The sequence below is a fragment of the Streptomyces sp. NPDC021020 genome (genome assembly GCF_044333285.1).
Classification (GTDB): Bacteria; Actinomycetota; Actinomycetes; order Streptomycetales; family Streptomycetaceae; genus Actinacidiphila.
Window position 1 is genome coordinate 267,631 of sequence record NZ_JBIRQQ010000007.1, and the last position, 19,388, is coordinate 287,018.

Consider the following 19,388-nt stretch of genomic DNA (forward strand, 5'->3'; position numbering starts at 1 on the left):
CGCCGGTCCCGGACTCCTCAGCCGACCCGGCGGTCCAGGACCTGCCCCGGCCAGCTGCCGGACAGGAAGCTCTCGGCGCGGGTGAAGCCGCAGCGCTCGTAGAAGGCGACGAGGCCGCCCCCGCCGCCCGCCCAGCAGTCGACGCGCAGCAGCGACACGCCCGCCTGCCGGGTCTGCTCGGCCGCGTGCTCCAGCAGCGCCGCGCCGATGCCCTGCCCGGCGAGCCGCCGGTCGGAGACCAGCAGCCGGACGTAGCGCTCGGGTTCGGCGGCGGGCGCGATGGGCATCTGCGGGCTGGGGCCGGTGTCCAGTACGACCGCCCCGGCGGGCACGCCGTCCACCTCGGCGACGAAGGGCATGTTGTCGGTGGTGTAGCGCCGCACCCGCTCCACCCCGCCGGGCTTGCGCGAATACGGGGTGGTGCCCCACTGCTCGGTGTTGCCGCGGCTGTTCATCCACGCCACCGCGCCGTCGAGCATGTCGAGCACGGCGGGCGCGTCGGCGGGGCCGCCGGGCCGGATACGTATACGGGGCACGCTGTCGTCCATGGGCGTCAACCCTAGCGCCGCCCCGGGCGGATATCCGGTGGCGGCGGCGGTGCGGGGCGGGCAGGCTGGGGCGATGCTGATCAGGGAAGCCACCGACCAGGACTGGCCGGCCGTCTGGCCGTTCTTCCGGCGCATCATCACCGAGGGCGAGACGTTCACCTACCCGCCGGATCTGACGAGCGAGCAGGCCCGCGAGTGGTGGATGCTCGCGGAGCCCTTCCGCACCGTCGTCGCGGTCGACGACGAGGGCCGGGTGGTCGGTTCGGCGAAGATGAACAGGAACCACATGGGCAACGGCTCGCACATCGCGAGCGCCAGCTACATGGTCGACCCTGCCCACCAGGGCAAGGGCGTGGGGCGCGCGCTGTGCTCCTACTCGGTGGAGTGGGCGCGGGACGCGGGCTACCGGGCGATGCAGTTCAACGCCGTCGTGGCGTCCAACACCCCCGCGGTGGCGCTCTACCGGTCGCTCGGTTTCGAGGTCGTCGGGACACTCCCGGAGGGCTTCCGGCACCCGAAGCTCGGCTACGTCGGCCTGCACATCATGCACCGCCCGCTGTGACGGGCGCGCGCCGTACGGGGCGGGGAAGCGGCCCCGTACGGCGGCGCCGCGGGTCAGGCCGCGGGGGCGCCCCAGCGGTCGAGCGCGGCGAAGGCCGGCTGCCACTCGGCGGCGAGCTGCGCGCGCACGGGCCCGGGTACCGGCCGCAGCGTCGCCTCGGTGTCGGCGGCGTCCGCGCCCTCCAGCAGCCAGGGCAGCACCTGCGACACCTTCGGGCCGAAGCCCTTGCTGTGCGCCACGCCGAATTCCTGCAGGACCTCCGGCGTCACATGGGCGTCGACGACCGGCAGGCCCTCGTCCTCCTCGTGGGCGAGGTGGGCGGTCAGCCCCGCCGTGAGCAGCCCGACGGCGGCGGCGAGGGCGCCGTCATCCGCGCCTTCGGCGGTCAGGGCCGCGTCCACGGCCTCCAGTGCCGGGTCGATGCGGGCGTGCTCGGCCTCCATCGCGTCCAGGACGGCCAGCAGTTCGGGCTTGCCCTCGACGGCGTCGCGTATCCCCGGCCACAGCGCGACGTCCTCCGCGCTGTGGTGGACGAGCAGGACGTCCTTGAAGAGCTGCCAGCCGGGCGCGCCGCGGAAGACCTCGCGCGCATCGACGTCCGTACGGGCGGCGAGGGCGTTCATGTGGCCCAGCTCCCGGCGCAGGGCGTCGTGCATCACGTACATCAGGGTGAAGTCGGTCGAGAGCTCCGGATTGCGCATCGGGTCTTCCTCTCACAAGGACGCGCCCCGCGAACGAGCGCGGCGCGTGGACGGTCGTCCCTGTGACGAAACCGGCGCGGGAAGTGTGACGGGCCGCGCTCCCCGCGGGGGCGGGGGGCGCGGCCCGGTGGTCTGCGTACGGTGCGGTCAGCCGGCGGTGCGGCCGTAACGGCGGCGGAAGCGCTCGACGCGTCCCGCGGTGTCGAGCTCGCGGGCGCGGCCGGTGTAGAAGGGGTGGCTCGCCGAGGAGATCTCCACGTCGACGACGGGGTAGCTCTGCCCGTCCGTCCAGACGACGGTGCGGTCGGCGGTCGCCGTCGACCTGGTGAGGAAGGCGAGGTCGCCGGCCTTGTCGCGGAAGACCACGGGGCGGGACTCGGGGTGGATGCCGTGCTTCATGGGTTTCCTCTCGCGGTGGGGTCGGGACGGGGACGCGGGCCGCCGGGCGGTCAGCGCTCTTCGCGGAAGAGCACGTGCGCGCGGGCGACGGGGTCGTACTTGACCAGCGTCAGCCGGTCGGGGTCGTTGCGCCGGTTCTTGCGGGTCACATAGCTGTGCCCGGTCCCGGCGGTGGAGCGCAGGGTGACCACGGGGCGCTGTTCGCTGCGGGCCATGGGACCACTTCCTCTCCGACATGGTTGTCGTTTTCGCCTTGCGGTCGGGTCAACGCACCCGGCACCCCGGGCATTCCCGCCGGTGACCGCACGGCCGTACGCCCGCCCGCGTACCCTGGGGCGGATCGGAACGGCGACCCGGCGGAGGCTTCGGTGGCGGCCACGAAATCGGCGCGGACGGCACGCGGTGCGGCGGCCCCGCGCGCGGCGGGTGCGGCCCGGACCGCGCGCGGCGGCGTGGACGGCCGGGTCGCGCGCGGCAACGAGACCCGGCGGCTGGTGCTGGACCACGCGGCCGCCGTGGCGTCGGTCGAGGGCCTGGACGGGCTGACGGTCGGGCGGCTGGCGGGCGACCTGGGGCTCAGCAAGAGCGGGGTCTTCGCGCTCTTCGGCTCCAAGGAGGATCTGCAGCTCGCGACCGTACGCACCGCGATCCGCGTCTTCCTGGAGCACGTGGTGAATCCGGCGCACGAGCTGCCGCACGGCATCGACCGGCTGTGGCGGCTGTGCACGGGCTGGCTCGCGTACTCGCAGGGCCGCGTCTTCCCCGGCGGCTGCTTCTTCTACGCCGTCGGCGCCGAGTACGACGCCCGGCCGGGGCGGCTGCACGACACGATCGCGGCGGCGCGGCGGAACTGGTTCTCCTTCCTGGAGCAGACGCTGCGCGAGGCGCAGCAGGTGGGGCAGGCGCGGGCGGACGTGGACCGGGCGCAGCTCGTCTTCGAGATCTGCGCGCTGATGGAGCTGGCCAACGGGGAGTCGGTGCTGCACGGCGACGACGCGGGCTACCGGATGGCGGCGCGCGGCATCCTCGACCGGCTGCGGGACGCGGCCACCGACCCGGCGCTGCTGCCCGCGCAGGCCTGAGGCGAGGGCGCCGAGCGGGGGGCCGTCGGCCTAACTTTTAGCACGATCGTTCGTGTATATTCTGCGGCACACGGGCGGAAGGCGGGGGCATGGAGCAGTGGCAGGGGCAGGAGACGGGCGGGCGGGCCGCGGGCCCCAACCAGTGGGTCAAGGACCAGATCGACGCGATGATCGACGCGGCGCCGATGCCGCCCATCCCGCCGCAGGGCCCGATGGGGCGCGGCTGCCGGGCCCTGCGCTCGGCCCTGCGGCGCGGGCGCGCGGCCCGGGCCGCGGCGGCACCGCCGGCTGTGCGGTGACCGGAAAGGTTCACCGGTCACCGCGCCAGCGGAATCGAAGGGTGAGGATCTGGAAGGGGCGCAAGGTGATACCGAGTGCCGTTCCGTCCCCGTGGGACAAGGCCGCTTCGTCGGCGGCACGGGGGCGTTCCAGCAGGTCGACCGGCTTCGCGGTCGTCCAGGGCGGGTCGGTGGTCACCGTGGCGCGGGCGCGGACACCGCGTGCCTCGTACAGGCGGACGACCAGATCACCGGATCGGTCGTCCGCGAGTTTCACGGACTCCACGACCACTCCGGGGTTGTCGCACGCGACCAGCGGGGCGACCGGGGTGCTGCCGGGTACGTCCCGTCGCACGAGGTTGAGGTGGTAGCCCTCGCGGACGGCGTCGTCGAGGGTGGCGCCGATGACGAGGGCGTAGGTCAGGCGGTGGACGCCCTGGTCGGCCTCGGGGTCGGGGTACCGCGCGGCGCGCAGCAGTGTGAGCCGCGCGGTCGTGGTGGTGCCCGCGTCGTCCCGGACGTCGCGGGTGATGTCGTGGCCGTAGGTGGAGTCGTTGACCAGCGCGGCGCCCCGGCCCCGCTCGCCGATGTGCAGGAAGCGGTGGGCGCACACCTCGAACTTGGCGGCGTCCCAGCTGGTGTTGGTGTGGGTGGGGCGGCGTACGTGGCCGAAGGGGATCTCCGCGCTGGAGTACTCGGCGTGCAGGTCGAAGGGGAAGGCCGCCTTCAGGAGCTTCTCGCGCTCGTGCCAGTCGGCGGTGGTCTCGACGGTCAGGCGCGCGCTGCCCTCGTCGAGGCTGATCCGCTGCTCGACCCGGGAGGCCCCGAAGCGGCGGACGACGTGGACCGCCGTGCCGGTGGCGGTGACCTCCTCGGCCTCGGTGAGGTCGTGGACGGTGTTGCGGTAGTGGGCGTCGATGTCCCAGGCGTCCCACTGGCTGGGGAAGTCGTCGTGCACCTGGAGCAGGTTCGCCGCGTGCCCTGGGGCGACGGTCTCGCGCCCGGCTGCCTTGTCGTAGGCGGAGGTGATCAGGCCGCGGGCGTCGAGGACGACGCTGACGGCGGCGTTCTCCAGAAGGTGTCCGCCGTCGGGCAGCGGCCGGGGCCGCACCGGGCGGGGCCCGGGGGCGTCGTGCAGGAGCCGGGCGCCGAGTCCGGGGATGCCGCCTCGGGCGTGGGGGGCGGCGTTGAAGACCACGCGCGTGTCGCCGGCGGGCGGGCCGGCCAGGGCACGCTGAGCGGCGGCGACGATGCCGAGGAGTTCGGCGGCGGCGGCATCGTGCGCCTCCTCCGCCTCGCGGTGCACCCAGGCGATGGAGGTGCCCGGCAGGATGTCGTGGAACTGCAGGGTGAGAACGGTCTTCCACAGGCGGTCGAGTGCCTCGTACGGGTACGCGTGCCCCGTGCGGATCGCGGCGGTGGCGCACCACAGTTCGGCTTCCCGCAGCAGGTGCTCGCAGCGCCGGTTGCCCTGCTTGGTCCGCAACTGGCTGGTGAGGGTGCCCCGGTGGAGTTCCAGGTACAGCTCGCCCACCCACACCGGGGCGTCGGGGTAGTCCGCCTGCGCGCGTGTGAAGAACTCCCGCGGGCTCTCGACGGCGACCCGGGGCGCGCCTTCGAGGTCGGCCATGCGGTCGGCGCGGGAGAGCATCTCCCGGGTCGGCCCGCCGCCGCCGTCCCCGTAACCGAAGGGCGCCAGCGAGGAGTTGGCCGCGCCCTTCTCCCGGAAGGTGCGTTCGGCGTGGGCCACCTCGGCGACGGACAGCTCACAGTTGTAGGTGTCGACGGGCGGGAAGTGGCTGAAGATCCGGGTGCCGTCGACGCCCTCCCACCAGAAGGTGTGGTGCGGGAAGACGTTGGTGGTGTTCCAGGAGATCTTCTGCGTCAGGAACCAGCGCACCCCGGCGAGTTTCATCAGCTGCGGCAGCGCCGCGTTGTAGCCGAAGGTGTCCGGCAGCCACATCTCCTCGGTCTCGACGCCGAACTCCTCCAGGTAGAAGCGCTTGCCGTGGACGAACTGCCGCACCAGCGACTCGCCGCCGGTGATGTTGGTGTCCGGCTCCACCCACAGGCTGCCGACCGGCAAAAACTGCCCGGACTCCGCCTTCTCCACCGCCCTGGCGAAGACCTCGGGCCGCTGTTCCTTGAGCCAGGCGAGCTGCTGCGCCTGCGACATCACGAAGCGGAAGCCCGGGTGGTCGTCCATCAACTGGGTGACGTTGGAGACCGTACGGGCCACCTTGCGCACCGTCTCACGCAGCGGCCACAGCCACGCGGTGTCGATGTGCGCGTGGCCCACCGCCGAGATGCGGTGCGCGCTGGCGTGCGCCGGTGCGGCCAGCACCGGGGCCAGTGCCGCGCGGGCCGCGGCGGCCGTGCCGGGGACGTCGTGCAGGTCGAGGGCGTCGAGCGCCCGCTCGGCGGCGGCGAGCAGTTCCCAGCAGCGCGGCGAGTGCTCGGGCACCTCCTGGGCCAGCCGTCCGACCAGCTCCAGGTCCTGGGCCAGCTCGTACACCTGCTGGTCGAACACGGCGAGGTCCGCGCGGCGCAGCGTGTAGTACGGCTCGCCCGAGCCCGCGCCCGAGCCGGTGCCCGCGCCGAGCCATGCGGCGCGGTCCCCGGCCCGGGTCGGGGTGAAGGTCAGGTCCCGGTCGGGGCGGAAGACCTGCGGGTTGGCCGCGGCCTCCACGTAGACGCGGAAGTCCTGCCCCGCGGCGGCGTCCGTGACGGGCAGGTAGGCGTTGCTCGGATTGAGCGCCTTGACCGCGGTGCCGTCCGGCCGGTAGGCGAGGGCCTCGCAGGAGAAGCCGGGCATGGTGGTGTCGAAACCGAGGTCGATCAGGGCCTCGACGGTCCGGCCGGCCCAGGCGTCCGGCACACGGCCGCTGACCTCGAACCAGGTGGTCGTCCACGCCGGTCCCCAGCGGTGGCCCGCCGCCACCGGCCGGTAACCGGTGGCGGCCAGGGCTTCGGCGACGGGTACGGGTTCTCCCGGCAGGTCCCACGCCCGCACGGCGAGCGGCTGGACGCGGGGGTGGATCGCGGGGCGGACGCGTTCGGCGAGGACGCGGGCGAGCCGCTTCTCGGTCGCGGCGCGGTCGCTGTGCATGGCGTCCCTCCTCAGCGGGCCGTGGCGGGCGACGCGGCCAGGCCGAGGAGCGGCAGGGCGGCGACGCGTTCGGCGGTGGCGGACAGCGAGAGCTCCCAGTAGCCGCCGAGCCGGGTGTGCAGGGTGTCGTCGAAGGGGGCGGTCCAGCGGTCCTCCAGGTGGCCGGGGCCGAAGTGGACGCCGAGGATCGATCCGGCGGTCGCCCCGTAGCTGTCGGTGTCGTTGCCCTGGCTCACCTGCAGGCAGATGCCGTGGCCGACGTCGGTGGCGAAGCGGAGGGTGTTGATGAGGGTGCCCGACTCCTGGAAGATCCGGCAGTGCCCGTACTCGGCGTAGCGTCCGTGGATGCTCCGGTATCCGTCGAGCCAGTCGGAGGCGTTCGCCACCCGGTCGAGCGAGTCGGCGACGATGGCGTGGAAACGGCTGCGCTGCGGTACATGCCGGAGGGCGACCTCGAAGATCTCCACGGGGTCGGTGACGGTGTAGGCGGCGGCGATCGCGGCGGCGGCGAACATCGCGCCGTAGATGCCGTTGGCCCGGTGTGTCAGGGAGGCGTCCCGCCAGGCCAGTTCGGCGGCCAGGTCGGGGCGTCCGGGGCAGGCGTAGCCGTAGGCGTCGGCGCGGATCATCGCGCCGCACAGCTCCTCCCAGGGGTTGCGGGTGGCGGGCAGGGCCTCCAGGTCCATCGCGGGGTTGTCCTCGATGCCCATCGCGAGGCCCTGCTTGGTCAGGAAGGTGCGCTCCGGTCCCCAGGTGTAGCCCAGCGGCACGTTGTCCAGCCACAGCCGCCGCAGGTCGGCCTTGGTGAAGGCGATGCCGTGCTGCTCCAGCGCCATCATGCCGAGCAGGGTGTAGTTGATGTCGTCGTCGGCGGTGACCCAGCGGATGTTCTCCCGGACGCACTCGGGCCAGTCGCGGTGGAACTCGCGCAGGCCGCCCTCGGTCAGCAGGCGGGTGGGGATGTAGTCGTTCAGCGGCCACTCACCGATCTTCTCCAGCGCGGTGCGCAGCTCGTCGAGGGTCGGCATGATCTCGACGGGCTTGCCCAGGATGCAGCCGGCGACCGATCCCAGGAAGCCGGCCGCGGCGCGCGCCCCGGCGTCGGCGGGGGCGGTACCGGCCGGACCGGCCAGCGGATGCAGTGCGGCGCGTACGGAGGGCCAGTCGCTCGGCTCGTCATAGGGCCAGTCGGGGCGGATCGGCGTGGCGTCTATGCGGTCGGCCATGTCGGCGATCGCCTGGTAGTCGTCGGGCAGCGTGTCGAGCTGCTCGGCGAGGCCGCTGACGTCGTGGCCCTGCTCGGTCTTGTCCTGGAGCATGCCGCGCAGTTGCTGGTGCAGGACGTCGTACGGTGCGAACACGGGTGGCGGTTTCCCCTCGGGAGTGGTGCGGTCGGTGGTGCAGGGATCAGCGGTGGCCCTCGGTGAGGGGCGAGCGCCACGGCACGGGAGCGTCGGCCTCGATCACGGTCCGGCCGTCCGCGCCGGTGGTCGCGGTGTAGCCGACCGGGCCGAAGCGGGTGGGCAGGTCGCGGACGCCGAACCGGGCGCCGGGCACCTGCCAGGCGGCCGGGACGGCCGGTGCGAGGACGAGCCCGGGGCCGTCGTCACGGACGAAGGCGTCGCGCAGGGCGCCGATCAGCTCGGCCGCCGTCCAGACGTGCGGCATGTTCCCGGACGCCGTACGGGACGGGTCGAGCCAGCCGTCGCGTCCGGGCGGGGTGCCGAACGGCAGCGACTCGAAGCCCGCGGGCTCGCCCTCGCCGTAGGCGGCCAGCGGCCAGGGGCCGCCGTCCCGCAGCATCGGGGTGAGGGTGGCCCAGGCCTCCTCGACCATGTCCAGGCGCAGTGCGTTGTGCGCCTGGGCGGCCTCGAAGTAGGTCCACAGCCTCTCCCGCCGCCGCCCGCCGGACGCGGTGAGGCGGTGCCTGCGGTACCAGCGGGCGAAGTGGCCGCGCAGTGCTTCGCGGTGGCCCGCGAGGGCACCGGTCGGGTACGGGGCGACGGCGGGGTCGCGCTCGTTGCCGTAGTGCGGCAGCAGGTGCTCGGCGATGGCCGCGTCCAGTTCGTCGGCGGCGCGGGACCAGCGGGCGGCGTCGTCGCGGCGGCCGAGCAGAGTGGCGGCCTCGGCGGCGCGCCGGAAGCCGGCGTAGGCCCAGCAGTTGATGTAGAGGTCCGGCGCGTGCCAGTCCATGCGTCCGCGGACGAGGCCCTCGGCGGCCGGCAGGCACACCACGTTCAGCGCCGGACTGCCCAGGTAGCGGGGCATGCGGTTGTGCCCGACGGCGCGCAGCGGCTCGGCCGCCGTACGCATCCGCTCCAGCCACTCGGCCCGCTCGCGCACGGCGTCGTACCTGCGCTCCAGCCAGGCGGTGTCGCCGGTGCGGGCCGCGTGCTCGACCAGGACCCAGATGCCCTGGCCGGGCGCGTCGGACTCGGCGCCGAAGCCGCCGGAGAAGACGTGCGGCGCCAGGTGGTCGCAGGCGGCCCTGGCCAGGTCGTGCCGGCCGACGAGGTCGAGGGCGTGGACGGCCACGACGGTGTCGCGCATCCACAGCACGGGGTAGTCGACGGCGCCGATGCGCGGGATCCCGCACTCGCTCTGCGCCAGCAGGTGGTGGGCGCTCGCCTCCCAGGCGGCCGCGACGGCCGGGTCGGGGGCGAAGACCCGGGCGGGCAGCTCGGTCGCCCAGCCCGAGACGGCGGCCGCCAGCCCGTCGGCCACACCGGTGGCCGCGTGCGGGCGCTCCAGCGGCAGCAGGCCGCCGCCGGGGCGGTCGGTGAAGGCGTGCTCGACCACGGCGCCGCAGCTCCACGGGCCGGCTCCGGGCGCGGCCTCCCAGGTGATCACGGCGGCCGTCTCCCCGTCCGGGCGGGTGCGTACGGTCACCGCGGACGGGGCGGGTTCCGGTGTGACGCGGCGGTCGCCGTCGAGCGTCAGGTGCCCGTCGCCCGGCCACCGGGCGTCACGCAGCCGGCCGCCGGCCGGCCCGTGCCCGCGGACCAGCAGGTGCACGCGTACCGGACCGGCCCCGTCCGGGGCGCCGTCGGCGGCGAGCCGGACCCGCAGGAAGTCGGCGGCCTCGCTGCCGTGGCCGCCGAGCGTCGCCAGTTCGGTCGTCACCCGCAGCGGCCCGGCGTCCCAGCGCGAGACCAGCACGGGCGGGCCTGGCTGCCGGGCGGATCCGAACCGGCAGTCGATCTGCCCGGCGTCCAGCAGGTCGGGGGTGGCCAGCCGTCCGTTCTCCTCCACCCACACGGTGATCCCGCAGGTCCACACGCCGGGAGAGAAGGCGCCGCCCGGTTCGGCGACGGTCTTGTCGCACGCGTCCGACCAGGGGCTGCCCAGGAAGACATGGACGCTGCCGCGGTTGGCGGTGTGTCCGGCGGCGTCCATGACGCGCTCGGCCGCCTGCTGAAGGGTGGTCACGCGTGCCTCGGAGGGGTCGGAGGGCAGCGGTACGGGCGGCTCGGCCGAGGGCCGGGCCGTTCGGTGGTGTGCAAGGAGTTCTCCAGAGAAGGTGCCGGGGGCCGGCGGGAGGTCAGCCGCGGACGGCGCCGGCGGTGGTGCCGTTCATCAGCTTGTCCTGGAAGCGCAGGAAGACGGCCAGCAGCGGCAGGGTGATGACGAACGCTCCGGCGAGCAGCAGCTCGTAGCGGACGATGAACCCGTCCTGCGAGGTCGCCAGGTTCGGCAGCGCCACCATGATCGGCTGGTGGCTGGGGTCGCTGACCATGATCACCGGCCACAGGTAGTCGCACCACTTCGCGACGAAGGTCAGGACCGCGACGGCTCCCAGAGCCGGGCTCGCCATGGGCGCGGCGACCCTCCAGAAGGTCCGCCAGTGGCCGGCCCCGTCCACCCGCGCCGCGTCCAGCACCTCGCGGGGCATGCCGGCCATGAACTGGCGCACCATGAACATCCCCAGCACGCTGGCCGTGCCCGGCAGGATCTGCACCTGGTACGAGTCCAGCCAGCCGATCTTGGAGAAGAGCACGTACAGCGTGGGGATGTTGACCTCGGTGGGCACCAGCATCGACACCATCAGCAGGCCGAAGATGACATTGCGGCCGCGGAAGCGGTACTGCGCGAACGCGTAGCCGGCCATGGCGGAGAAGACCACGGTGAGCGCGGTGAAGCAGACCGTGACGAGCGCGCTGTTGAGCAGCGCGCGGCGGAGCAGGGAGCCCGAGTCGCCCGTGAACAGCGAGCTGAAGTTGGACCCCACCGGGTGGTGCGGCCAGCCTCCGGGGTTCGACGTCAGCTCCTGGGAGGACTTCAGGCCGCCGAAGAGCATGACCAGGAAGGGGTAGAGCGCCAGCAGCGCCATCCCGATCAGGAACAGGTTGACCAGGCCCCGTGTCCCGGCCAGGGTGAGCCGGCGGCGGGCACGGCCGGGCGGGGCGGCGGGGGCGCTCATGACTTCTCCTGGCGGAACAGGCGGAACTGGATGGCGGAGAACACCGCGATGGCCAGGAACATCAGCCAGCCGACGGCGGATGCCAGGCCGAACTGGCCGCCGCTGATGTTGGTGACGATCTGGTTCATCACCGGAGCGGCGCTCGGCGGCGCGCCCGCGGCCGAACCCGCCCCTCCCACGAGGAGGTTGGGCTCGGTGAACAGCTGCAGGGAGGCGATGGTGTCGATGACGAGGGCGAACAGGACGATCGGCTTCATCAGCGGCAGCACGACATGGCGGACCCGCTGCCAGGCGCCGGCGCCGTCGATCGCTGCGGCTTCCAGCAGTTCGTCGGGGATGCTGGTCAGCCCGGCCAGGAAGACCACGAAGTACCAGCCGAGGCCCCGCCAGACCAGCAGCATGGCCACGCCCCATTTCATGGCGTGGGGGTCCGTCAGCCATCCGACGTGCAGGCCGAGCGCCCGGTTGAACACACCGTCGTCGCTGAGGACGACCCGCCACACCAGGCCTGCGGCGACCGGGGCCATCACCTGGGGGACGAACAGCAGCGGCTTGTAGGCGGCCGGCCATCTGGCCATGCGGGAGCGGACCAGCAAGGCCAGGACGAAGGCGCCGCCGAGCATCGGCACGAGCGGCACCAGCCAGTAGAAGACGGTGTTGAGCACGCTCTGCCGGAAGTCCGGTGAATCGAACAGTGAGCGGTAGTTCTGCAGTCCGATCCACCGGACGGCTCCGTAGCCGCTGTAGCGGGCGAAGCTGAGGACGATGGAGACCACCGACGGCAGCGCGAAGAACAGGACGAACGAGATCAGGAACGGGGCGATGAAACCGTACGGTGCCAGCCGGTCGGCCCACCGGCGCGGCGGACGGCGCCGGAGGGGGACTGCCGGCGGACTGTCGGTCCTGGACAGCAAATCGGTCATGGGAGTGCGTCCTTCACGCGGCTGCTGAGGGGCCGTTCGGTCGGCGGGGCCGGGCGTGCGGGTCAGTGCTGGGTGTAGGGGCAGCCGACCTGCGCGCTGAGTTCCTTCTGCGCGCCCTGCAGGAAGGAGGCCGGTGAGGCGTCGTCCGAGGACAGGTACTTGCTCATCGCGTTGGACAGGCTGGTCTGCTCCTTGTTGGCGACCGGGTCGTACGGGAAGACCTTGTAGTCCGGTTCCGCCGCCTTGACGGCGTTCATCAGGTCCGTCCCGAAGTAGGGGTTGTTCGCGATGTCCGGGTCGTTCTGCAGGGACACGACGTTGGGGACGTAGCCGCCGCTGATCTTCCAGTAGGCCTTGGCGCCCTTGGCCTCCATCAGGGTGTGCGCCAGGAACGCCGCCGCCTGCTCCTTGTGCTTGGACGCCTTGGGGATGACGAAGACCGAGCCCGCCGACTCGCTGCCGCCGACCGCGCCGCCGATCTCCGGCCAGGTGGTGACCCCCCACTTGCCGGAGAGCTTGGGCGCGTACTGCTGGAGGAAGGACGGCAGCCAGCTGGCGTTCAGGGTGGAGGCGATGGTGCCGTCGGCCAGCCCGGACTGCCACTGCGGCGACCAGTCGTCGGTCTTGGTGTCCACCACTCCCGAGGCGCGCAGGTCCTTGACGGCCTTGAACGCCTGTGCGGTGCCCGGGTCGGTGCCGACGGTGAAGGCGCACGGGGACTTGGTGGAGTAGCGGGCCCCGTTGCCGGCGGTGATCATCTGCCAGTCGTACGTGGCCGGATTCGGTCCCAGGTTCCAGATGTAGCTCTTGGGGAACTTCTCGTGCAGCGCCTTGCCCGCCGCGACGAAGTCGGCCTGCGTCCTGATCTTCGTGACGTCGATGCCCGCGGCCTGGAAGAGGTCCTTGCGGTAGTACCAGATCTTGGTCTTGACCTCGTACGGGAAGGCCACGTACGTGCCGTCGTACTGCATCAGCTTCTGCGCGGCTGTGGTGACGTTCTTCAGATACGGGGCGGCGTAGGGCTGGACGTCGGCGAGCAGGCCCGCCTCGGCGAACTCCGGGACCTCCGCGTAGTTGAGCTGGAGGATGTCGGGTATCCCGCGGTGGGAGGACAGTTCGAGGCGGAACTTGTTCACCGAGTCGGTGTCGTTCTGCCCGGCGGAGAGCACCTTGAGGCTCTGGCCCTCGGCCTGGTCCGGGTACTGCTGCTGGTAGACCTTGAACTGGTCCTGGGCGTACTTCGCGTCGCCCCACACCTGCAGGGTCATCGCGCCGTCGGAACCGGAGCCGGAGCCCGAGCCGCAGGCGGTCAGCGCCCCGGCGGACAGCGCGACGCAGGTGGCGTAGGCGAACAGGCCGCGGGATCTGCGGCTCGACGTGAAACGGAGTGTCACGAGCGTCCTCTTTCAGATGTGCGTGTGCCGCTGCCCGCAGGTCCCCCTGAGATCGCCGGCGGTCAGGCTCGGAGGGTTCGCGCCTCGCGCCGCGGCGCCTGCCGTGTGCGGCGCACTCCCCCGTGCGCCCTCCCAGCCCTCAAGGGGCTCGGAGCTGGCAGTTCAAGGGCGCAAACCCTTTTGCATGGCAGAAACCTTGGGGCAACAATCCAGCCATGTCAACGGGGGGAACCAATCCGCTGATCACGTATCGGCAACGGGCAGTTGAGGCAAATGTCTGCTGTGAGACGGTCTGCCCGACCGCCCGACTCCGAATGCGGTCCACGGTCTTGACGCCGACGGGCCGTTGGGGCAACCATCGGGCCCAATCCCGACGCAAAACGATTTACGGAGATGGTGTGGCTACCGGAGACCAGGCGCGAGGCGCTGTGGACGAGCAGCCCGAGGACGGCCGGCGGCCGACGATCAGCGACGTCGCCGCGCACGCCGGCGTCAGCGTGACCACGGTCTCCCACGTGCTGAGCGGCCGCAGACCCGTGTCACCGTCCACCCAGGCAAAGGTGCGGCGGTCCATCGACGCACTGGCCTTCCGGCCCAACGAGATCGCCCGCTCGATGCGCAGCCAGCGCACCCACACGGTCGCCATCGTCATCCCGAACATCGCGCACGTGGTCTACCCCGTGGTGGCGCGCGGAGTGAACGACGAACTGCGGCCGCTGGGCTATCAGACCGCGATCTACGACACCGACGGGGACCCGCGGATCAAGGCGGAGGTGCTGCAGGCGGTCACCGCGCGCCGGGTCGACGGCGTCATCATGTTCGGCTTCGACATGACGTCCGCCGACGCGGCCGTACTGGAGGAAGCCGACGTGGCCTTCGTCAACGGCGGCCTCAACGCCGCGACGGACGGCCCCTGGGACTGCGTGCGCAGCAACCAGCCGGCCGGGATGCAGGACGCCACCCGGCACCTGGTCGGCAGGTTCGGCGGTCCCGTCGCCTTTCTCGGCGGCATGCCGGGGGACGGCCCGGCCGACATCCGCGAGTCGGGCTTCCGCAGCGGGATGGCCGCGGCCGGGCTGGAGGTGGACGAGCGGCTGGTGCGCCGCGTCCCGTACTCCTGGGAGGGCGGCCGGCACGCGGTCGCCGAACTCCTCGCCGGGCCGGTCGTCCCCCGCTCGGTCGTCTGTGCCAACGACCTGATCGCCATCGGGGGCATGGCCGCCGCCCGCGACCGCGGCCTGGACGTGCCGGGGGACATGGCGTTCACCGGATACGACAACATCGAGGCGGGCACCATGGTCGCCACCACCCTCACCAGCGTCGAGAGCTATCCCAACGAGCAGGGCCGGGCCTGCGCGCGGCTGCTGCTGGACCGGATAAGCCGCGGCTACTCGGGGCCGGCGCGGCATGTCGGCATCGACACCGACCTGATCGTCCGCCGCTCGTCGACGCCCCGGGACGACGTGTGACGGGCCTCGGCGCACGTGCCGGTTCGCCGGCCCTCTCCCGGGCCCCCCGCCGAGGGCCACCCCCCGAACGACGCCGTACGCCCCGCCCCCGCCGGCGGATCCCCGGCCGCCCCGGCCGCCGGGGCCACTCCGGACCGGGTACCGCGCACGACGTGACGGCCCGGGCCGTCGGAAGCGGCCCGAGCCGATGAGACCAGTCCGGAACCCGAGGAGGACGCCTCGTGAGAACCGCACCATCCCGCCTTCACCGTAGACGACGAGCCGTGGTCACGCTCACCGCACTCGCCACAGCCCTGCTGCCCGCGGCGCTGCTCGCTCCCGTACCGGCGCACGCCGCCGGAGAGGGCGTCCACGTACTGCTCACCACCCCCGACCACGCCAACGCCCTCACGCCCCAGCCGGACACCGCCTTCTCCGCGGGAGGCGCGCCCGACGGCACCGTCGTCACCGTCGACGAGAACACCACCTACCAGACCATCACCGGGATGGGCGCCTCGCTGACCGGCTCCAGCGTCTGGGAGATGGACAACAAGCTCGACCAGACCCGGCGCGACGACTTCATGCGCAGCCTCTTCGACCCGGACGACGGCATCGGCATCAGCCTGCTGCGCCAGCCCGTCGGCGGCTCCGACCAGAACGCGCCCGGCCAGTCCTGCTCCTACGACGACAACGGCGGCGCGGCCGACCCGTCGCTGTCGAACTTCTCCATCGCCCAGGACAGCAGCTCGGGAACCATCGGCCTGCTCCACCAGGCCCAGCAGCTCGCCCCGCAGCTGCGGGTGATGGCCTCCGTCTGGTGCCTCCCGCAGTGGATGCTCTCCGGCTCGGGCGACAGCCGCACCCTCGACACCGGCTCCTACCAGGCCTACAGCGACTACCTGGCCGCCTATCTGGAGGCGTACGCCGCCCAGGGCATCCCCGTCTGGGGCATCACCCCGCAGAACGAACCGCTGCAGAGCTACGCGAATTTCGGCGACAACCTGACCGCCGCCCAGGAAGCCGACCTGATCAAGAACAACCTCGGCCCTACTCTCGCCGCCCACGGCCTGGACACCGAGTTGCTGGTCTTCGACCACAACTGGGACCACCCCGAATACGCCCAGTCGATCCTCGACGACCCCGCCGCGGCGCAGTACGTCGCCGGCTCGGCGTGGCACAAGTACGCCGGGTGGGTGGGCGTCCAGTCCACCGTCCACGACCAGCACCCGGACAAGGGGATCTACTTCACCGAGGCCTCCCCCTCGACCGGCAACCAGGACTGGCCGAACTACTTCGGCACCATGGGCCAGTACATCGACATCCTCCGCAACTGGTCGCAGACCTTCCTGGAGTGGACCATCGCGTCCAACCCGTCCTACGGCCCCGGAAGCTGCAGCAACTGCGGCGCTCTGGCCTACATCGACGACTCCACCGGCGACATCACCTACAGCGCCGACTACTACCTGCTCGGACACCTGAGCAAGTACGTCCGCCCCGGGGCCCAGCGCATCTCGTCGACGGACTTCGGCGACGGCGACCTCAAGACGGTCGCCTTCCGCAACGCCGACGGCGGCAAGGTCCTGGTCGCCTACAACGGCACGTCGGGCACCAAGGACTTCGGCGTCAACTGGGGTGACCAGCACTTCTCCTACAGCCTCCCGGCCGGTGGCGTCGCCACCTTCGGCTGGGGCGGCACCCAGTCCGGCAGCGCGGCCGGGCCCCTGGACCGCTCCGGCTGGACGGCCACCGCCTCCGCCACGTACGGCGGGGACGCCCCGGGCAACGTCCTGGACGGCGACGTCACCACGCGCTGGAACAACGGCCGCCCGCAGGCCGCCGCCGACGGCGACGCCCTCCAGGTCGACATGGGCACCGCCCACACGATCGACCGTGTCAGCCTCGACGCCACCCACGACCCGGGCGACTACGCCCGCGGCTACGCCCTCTACCTGTCCGCCGACGGCACCGACTGGGGCTCCCCTGTCGCCCAGGGCTCCCCCGGCTCCGCCGCCTTCGACATCACCTTCCCCGCGGCCCGGGCCCGCTACCTCAAAGTCGTCCTGACCGCCGACAGTCCGTGGTGGTGGAGCGTCGACGAACTCGACGCCTACGGCAGCTGAGCACCCCCGGCGCCCGGGTGCGGCCGACCGCACCCGGGCGTCCGGCCGGGGCGTGGAGCGGCGGTCACTTGCGGTGGCGGTGTCTGGCGGGAGGGTCCGGGGCCGGGGCGGGGGTGTCCGCAGGGGGGCGGTCGGCGTTGACGACCAGGGCGGCCAGCAGCGTGGTGAGGGGGACGGAGGCGACCAGGCCGATGCTGCCGACGAGGGTGCGGACGATCTCCTCGGCGACGAGTTCGCTGCCGGCGACCTGGCCGACGCCGGCGCGGGCGATGGAGAACAGCAGCAGCAGCGGAAGGGCCGCTCCGGCGTACGCCATGACCAGGGTGTTCACGGCGGAGGCGATGTGGTCGCGGCCGATGCGCATCCCGGCGGCGTAGAGCGTGCGCCAGTTCGCGCCCGGGTCGGCGGCCTTCAGCTCCCACACGGCCGAGGTCTGGGTGACCGTGACGTCGTTGAGCACCCCGAGCGAGCCGATGACGATACCGGCCAGCAGGATCCCCTTGAGCTGGATGTGCGGGTAGAGCGTGTGGACGACGCCCGTCTCGTCGGAGGTGTTGCCGGTCAGGTGGGACCGGGAGATGAAGCCCGACCCCAGAGCGGCGATCAGGAAGAGCGAGCACAGGGTGCCGATGACGGCGACCGACGTGCGCGCGTTGAGCCCGTGGCACAGGTACAGCGAGGACAGCAGGATCGCGGAGCCGCCGATCACCGCGACCACCAGCGGATCGTGGCCGCGCAGGATCGCCGGGAGGATGAACAGGGTCAGCACGGCGAACGACACCACCAGGGCGACGAGCGCCATCACCCCGCGCAGCCGGCCGACGAGCACCACCACCGCGGCGAAAAGAAGCGCCAGGACGGTCATCGGGAAGCCGCGCTTCACGTCGCTGACCGAGTAGCGCAGGCCCTGCGGGGCGTTGGGCGCGTAGGCCAGGACGAGCCCCTGCCCCTTCGTGAAGCGGCGGGTCTCGTCCGGGTGGAGGATCTGGGTGAACGTGGTGCCCTTGTCCGGGCCCGAGGTGACCTCGATCGTCGCCTTCTGGCAGGCGTCGCTCACCTTGCCCCCGCCGGGCGGCTGGTCCGGCGCCGCATCGACGGCCTTGCAGGACACGTCGGCCAGTTGCGCGACCTTTCCGCCGCGGGTCTGCTGGTCGAAGCCGATTCCGGTCCGCGCGTGGCCGGGCGCGCCGCCCGGCCACAGCACGCACAGGCCGACGACCACCGCGGCGGCGAAGGGCACCAGGATCGCGGCGATCACCTTGCGCAGATGCCGCGACACCGGCGGTACGGGACCGTGCCCGTGCCCGTGGGTGTGCGCGGGACCGAGGGAGTGCCGGTCGGGCGGGGGGAGTTCCACGGTCCGATCCTCCCAGCTCCGGATCCGGCCTCCCCGCCCGGTGGCGCGGATTTGCCGGAACCTGCTCCCGCAGGGAAAACTGCCGATGCCCGCCACCTGCGCATGGCGGATGCGCCCGGACCTGCACCGGACGTCGGGCACCTTCTGCGGACCGAAGGCCCTAGTGCGACGGCTCCGGGTGCGACGAGCGCGCGAACACCGTGAACAGCCCGCCCTCCGGGTCGCGGATGTCGGCCCACGCCCCCTCGGCGCTCCCGCCGGCGTCCACGACGGCGGCACCGAGTTCGCGCGCGCTCTCGACGGTGGCCGGCACGTCGTCGACCGCGAAGGCCACCGACCAGTGCGGGCGGGCGAGCGGGTCCGGCGCGGCCTCGACGGCGCCGGAGGAGATCCGGGCGACGACGTTGCTGCCCGTCCGCACCACGACCTCGGCCTGGTCGAACTCGTAGCCGACCGTGCAGCAGTCGGCCTCGTCGTCGGCCCACTGGAGCACACCGCCGTAGAAGATCGCCGACTCGAAGGCGTCCCGGGTGTGCAGGCGTACGACGACGGGGCCGCGGTCGTGCCAGGACTGCCAGCCGCCGGGCAGCCGGCCGTCCCAGACGCCGAAGACCGCGCCGTCCCGGTCGGCGGCGAGCGCCGCGCGGCCGGAGGCGAAGGAGACCGGGCCGAGCGCGACGGTCGCGCTGCGCTCGCGGATCCTGGCCGTCGCCTCGTCGACCTGCGGGACCGCGAAGAAGGGCGTCCACACCACGGCGACCTGCATGTCCCCGGCGACGGCGCCGATCGTGGCGACCGGGCGGCCGTCGCTGAGGGCGACGGCGAACCGGGAGCCGAGCGTGGTGGCGCGGAATTCCCAGCCCAGCACGGTGCCGTAGAACTTCTCCGACGCCGCGAGATCCCGCGCGGTCAGGCTGACCCAGCAGGGGGCACCGCGCGCCACGTCCGTGCCGGGCTTGCCGGCGGGGTGTGCGTGGGTGTGCGACGGCTGTCGCCGGGTCATCGCACCGACTCCGTTCCATGGCTCAGGGATCCCTGGCGCGCAGG

General features: G+C 72.6%; 17 protein-coding genes. 5 read left to right on the forward strand and 12 right to left on the reverse strand.

Annotated elements, in window-relative coordinates:
• Positions 1-17 precede the first annotated feature (17 nt).
• Positions 18-548, reverse strand: coding sequence for a GNAT family N-acetyltransferase (locus ACH4SL_RS22515; RefSeq protein WP_398448245.1), 531 nt, complete (start codon positions 546-548; stop codon positions 18-20).
• A 73-nt stretch (positions 549-621) separates the two neighbouring features.
• Here ACH4SL_RS22515 and ACH4SL_RS22520 point away from each other — a divergent pair, with 73 nt between their 5' ends.
• A complete protein-coding gene (locus ACH4SL_RS22520; protein ID WP_398448760.1) occupies positions 622-1,110 on the forward strand; it encodes a GNAT family N-acetyltransferase in 489 nt (162 codons plus the stop codon).
• 53 nt (positions 1,111-1,163) lie between these two features.
• Here the strand turns inward: ACH4SL_RS22520 and ACH4SL_RS22525 are convergent, their stop codons facing one another.
• The 3 genes from ACH4SL_RS22525 to rpmG form a co-directional block, all read right to left on the reverse strand.
• Positions 1,164-1,811, reverse strand: coding sequence for a hemerythrin domain-containing protein (locus tag ACH4SL_RS22525; protein WP_398448247.1), 648 nt, complete (start codon positions 1,809-1,811; stop codon positions 1,164-1,166).
• Positions 1,812-1,958: 147 nt separating this feature from the next.
• The gene (locus ACH4SL_RS22530; RefSeq protein ID WP_398184138.1) at positions 1,959-2,210 is read right to left on the reverse strand and encodes a type B 50S ribosomal protein L31; all 252 of its coding nucleotides are present in this window, start codon (positions 2,208-2,210) and stop codon (positions 1,959-1,961) included.
• Between the two features lie 50 nt (positions 2,211-2,260).
• Positions 2,261-2,425 (reverse strand): 50S ribosomal protein L33, encoded by a 165-nt coding sequence (gene rpmG, locus ACH4SL_RS22535; protein ID WP_052397501.1) that lies wholly within the window; start codon positions 2,423-2,425, stop codon positions 2,261-2,263.
• A gap of 237 nt (positions 2,426-2,662) precedes the next feature.
• Between rpmG and ACH4SL_RS22540 the strand changes: the two genes are divergently transcribed.
• Together ACH4SL_RS22540 and ACH4SL_RS22545 are read left to right on the forward strand one after the other, a co-directional pair.
• Positions 2,663-3,292, forward strand: coding sequence for a TetR/AcrR family transcriptional regulator (locus ACH4SL_RS22540; protein WP_398448762.1), 630 nt, complete (start codon positions 2,663-2,665; stop codon positions 3,290-3,292).
• A gap of 89 nt (positions 3,293-3,381) precedes the next feature.
• Entirely contained in the window at positions 3,382-3,591 is a 210-nt protein-coding gene (locus ACH4SL_RS22545) for a hypothetical protein (RefSeq protein ID WP_398448249.1), read from the forward strand.
• A gap of 10 nt (positions 3,592-3,601) precedes the next feature.
• On the opposite strand, the gene ACH4SL_RS22550 is transcribed toward ACH4SL_RS22545, so the two are convergent.
• The 6 genes from ACH4SL_RS22550 to ACH4SL_RS22575 all read right to left on the reverse strand — a co-directional run bounded on the left by ACH4SL_RS22550 (position 3,602) and on the right by ACH4SL_RS22575 (position 13,416).
• Positions 3,602-6,679, reverse strand: a complete 3,078-nt coding sequence (locus tag ACH4SL_RS22550; RefSeq protein ID WP_398448251.1) for an alpha-mannosidase — start codon at positions 6,677-6,679, stop codon at positions 3,602-3,604.
• A gap of 11 nt (positions 6,680-6,690) precedes the next feature.
• A complete protein-coding gene (locus tag ACH4SL_RS22555; RefSeq protein ID WP_398448253.1) occupies positions 6,691-8,040 on the reverse strand; it encodes an ADP-ribosylglycohydrolase family protein in 1,350 nt (449 codons plus the stop codon).
• A 46-nt stretch (positions 8,041-8,086) separates the two neighbouring features.
• Positions 8,087-10,108, reverse strand: coding sequence for a hypothetical protein (locus ACH4SL_RS22560; RefSeq protein ID WP_398448255.1), 2,022 nt, complete (start codon positions 10,106-10,108; stop codon positions 8,087-8,089).
• A gap of 112 nt (positions 10,109-10,220) precedes the next feature.
• The gene (locus ACH4SL_RS22565; protein WP_398448257.1) at positions 10,221-11,099 is read right to left on the reverse strand and encodes a carbohydrate ABC transporter permease; all 879 of its coding nucleotides are present in this window, start codon (positions 11,097-11,099) and stop codon (positions 10,221-10,223) included.
• Positions 11,096-12,022: a carbohydrate ABC transporter permease gene (locus tag ACH4SL_RS22570; protein ID WP_398448259.1), complete on the reverse strand. Its 927-nt coding sequence runs from the start codon at positions 12,020-12,022 to the stop codon at positions 11,096-11,098. Before ACH4SL_RS22570 ends, ACH4SL_RS22565 begins: the two co-directional genes overlap by 4 nt.
• Before the next feature lie 62 nt (positions 12,023-12,084).
• On the reverse strand, positions 12,085-13,416 hold the full coding sequence (locus tag ACH4SL_RS22575; RefSeq protein WP_398448261.1) for an extracellular solute-binding protein: 1,332 nt from the start codon (positions 13,414-13,416) through the stop codon (positions 12,085-12,087).
• 398 nt (positions 13,417-13,814) lie between these two features.
• Between ACH4SL_RS22575 and ACH4SL_RS22580 the strand changes: the two genes are divergently transcribed.
• Positions 13,815-14,885 (forward strand): LacI family DNA-binding transcriptional regulator, encoded by a 1,071-nt coding sequence (locus ACH4SL_RS22580; RefSeq protein ID WP_398448263.1) that lies wholly within the window; start codon positions 13,815-13,817, stop codon positions 14,883-14,885.
• A gap of 263 nt (positions 14,886-15,148) precedes the next feature.
• Positions 15,149-16,984 (forward strand): discoidin domain-containing protein, encoded by a 1,836-nt coding sequence (locus ACH4SL_RS22585; RefSeq protein ID WP_398448265.1) that lies wholly within the window; start codon positions 15,149-15,151, stop codon positions 16,982-16,984.
• 64 nt (positions 16,985-17,048) lie between these two features.
• Here the strand turns inward: ACH4SL_RS22585 and ACH4SL_RS22590 are convergent, their stop codons facing one another.
• A complete protein-coding gene (locus ACH4SL_RS22590; protein ID WP_398448267.1) occupies positions 17,049-18,341 on the reverse strand; it encodes a YibE/F family protein in 1,293 nt (430 codons plus the stop codon).
• Positions 18,342-18,501: 160 nt separating this feature from the next.
• Positions 18,502-19,344, reverse strand: coding sequence for a VOC family protein (locus tag ACH4SL_RS22595; protein ID WP_398448269.1), 843 nt, complete (start codon positions 19,342-19,344; stop codon positions 18,502-18,504).
• Positions 19,345-19,388 lie beyond the last annotated feature (44 nt).